General features: G+C 32.7%; 4 protein-coding genes. 3 read left to right on the top strand and 1 reads right to left on the bottom strand.

What is annotated here, in order from left to right:
* Window positions 1-212: 212 nt before the first annotated feature.
* The 3 genes from Q0138_RS05335 to Q0138_RS05345 are packed head-to-tail and all read left to right on the top strand — an operon-like array spanning window position 213 to window position 1,667.
* Window positions 213-662 carry an AAA family ATPase gene (locus Q0138_RS05335; RefSeq protein WP_297981805.1) on the top strand — a complete coding sequence of 150 codons (450 nt, stop codon included), beginning with the start codon at window positions 213-215 and terminating at the stop codon, window positions 660-662.
* Window positions 663-718: 56 nt separating this feature from the next.
* Window positions 719-1,141 (top strand): helix-turn-helix domain-containing protein, encoded by a 423-nt coding sequence (locus Q0138_RS05340; RefSeq protein ID WP_297981807.1) that lies wholly within the window; start codon window positions 719-721, stop codon window positions 1,139-1,141.
* On the top strand, window positions 1,095-1,667 hold the full coding sequence (locus Q0138_RS05345; RefSeq protein ID WP_297981809.1) for an IS630 family transposase: 573 nt from the start codon (window positions 1,095-1,097) through the stop codon (window positions 1,665-1,667). Before Q0138_RS05340 ends, Q0138_RS05345 begins: the two co-directional genes overlap by 47 nt.
* On the opposite strand, the gene Q0138_RS05350 is transcribed toward Q0138_RS05345, so the two are convergent.
* Window positions 1,614-1,878: hypothetical protein (locus Q0138_RS05350; RefSeq protein WP_297981810.1), on the bottom strand; the 265-nt coding region annotated here is incomplete at its 5' end. The two genes, Q0138_RS05345 and Q0138_RS05350, sit on opposite strands and share 54 nt — an antisense overlap.

Genomic DNA, 1,878 nt, shown 5'->3' on the forward strand with positions numbered 1-1,878 from the left:
GTGTTTAGTATTAAATCTCTTATAATCTTCCAGAATCATCAATATTTATAACAATTATAAATTTAACTCGTTGTGCTAGTTAAAATGAATGGCGTAATGACAGGATTAAAATCACAGTCTTTAAAAGTCTTTCATTTGAAAACCTTGTTATCTCAATAAATTGAAAAATCAGCTAGCACAACAGGTAAATTTATGCAAAGGAGTGAATTTTTATGTCAGCTAAGACCATTTCTGTAATAATTCCAAAAGGTGGTACTGGTAAAACTACCAGTACGATAAACATAAGTGCCAATCTATTAATGAATAATAAAAAAGTTCTAGACATTGATATTGACCCACAACGTAATCTTATAAAGATATTCGTTCCTGAACTTGTAAATGTTAAAAATAACATTGCTACCGTACTAAATGAACAAGATAAATTCTCAGATGTCATCAAAAACATTTGTGGTTTAGGAATAGTTCCAACCAGTGAATCTCAAAATGAACTCAATATGACTATTCAAGATGTAACCTGTCTAAAAACAAAATTGGAAGAAATAAAAGAAAAATATGATTTCATTTTAATCGACAACTCTCCTGCTGTTAATAAATTGACTTACTGTAGCTTAATCGCAAGCGACTATTTGTTGGTTCCCTGTCAAGTTATATCAATATCATGAAATAATAATAGTTGGCAAATTTCTTGAAAATAAATATAAAATATTCGGTGATGAAAATGAAAAAGATAATGAATAATGATTCCAGAGATAGATTGGTTCACTCATATGAAAAACTTAAAAATGCAGATATTGTAGCTAAAGCTTTTGATGTTTCTGTTAGTACCGTCTTTAGGTTGGTACATCAATATAGAGAAACAGGAACAGTAGAACTGCAAACTCACAAAAGAGGGAGAAAACCTGTTCTTACACCTGAGCAAGTGGAAAAGGTAAAAGAAACAATCCTGAAAACACCGGATATAACAATGCAAGAAATCATAGATAAATTGCACTTGCCGATAAAAGAGAATACACTTTGTGTGATAGTCAAACACAAACTGGGTTTTACCAGAAAGAAGAAAATGCTTTGTGCAAGTGAGAGTGATCGTCTTCGATGTGCAGGAACTTCGTCAGATTTGGAAAGAAGTACTGCCAAAAATTGATGTAAATCATCTTGTCTTTCTTGATGAAAGTGGAGTAAATATCAATATGACAAGAAGTTACGGCAGAAGCATAGGAAAGAAGAGAGTAGTAGAAAAAGTACCGTTAAAGCGGTCAAAAAGAAGAAGTATAGTAGGAGCAATAAGAGTAGATGGCACCATTCGTTACCGCTCTTTTCAAGGTTCAATAAATGGGAAAAGATTTCTTGAATACCTCAAAGTCACATTGTTACCGTCAATAAAGCCATTAGATATAGTAATTATGGATAATTTGAATGTACATAAAGTAAAAGGTGTAGAGGAATTGATAATGTCCGTTGGAGCTATACCATTATACTTGCCGGCTTACAGTCCTGATTTAAATCCAATAGAGTTGATGTGGTCTAAGGTCAAATCTTTTTTAAAAAGTTGGAAGATAAGAGAGATCGACTTGCTTAAAAATTATATCAGGAAGGCAATATTAAAAGTGAATCAATTAGATATTATAAATTGGTTTAATCATATAGGTTACACTACTATTAATTTTTGAACTTGCTATAATGATGACGCCATCTCCACCAATCGCTTTAATAGTATCTTTACCGCCGCCGGTGTTAATGGTTGCACTCTTTGTATTTGACGTTACAATCCAGGTGTCATTACCGCTGTTTCCTGTGGTGTTGTCATTGTTGTGAATGTAGATTGTGTCGCTTGCTTTGCCGTCAGCAGTTTGTTTAGCAATATAACGAGCAAGGATATAT

Source organism: uncultured Methanobrevibacter sp., from assembly GCF_937906425.1.
Lineage (GTDB): Archaea > Methanobacteriota > Methanobacteria > Methanobacteriales > Methanobacteriaceae > Methanobrevibacter.

Bases quoted from the DNA above. Each gene is read 5' to 3' on its own strand.
- Q0138_RS05335 (WP_297981805.1), top strand. From the start codon at position 213: ATGTCAGCTAAGACCATTTCTGTAATAATTCCAAAAGGTGGTACTGGT.
- Q0138_RS05340 (WP_297981807.1), top strand. From the start codon at position 719: ATGAAAAAGATAATGAATAATGATTCCAGAGATAGATTGGTTCACTCA.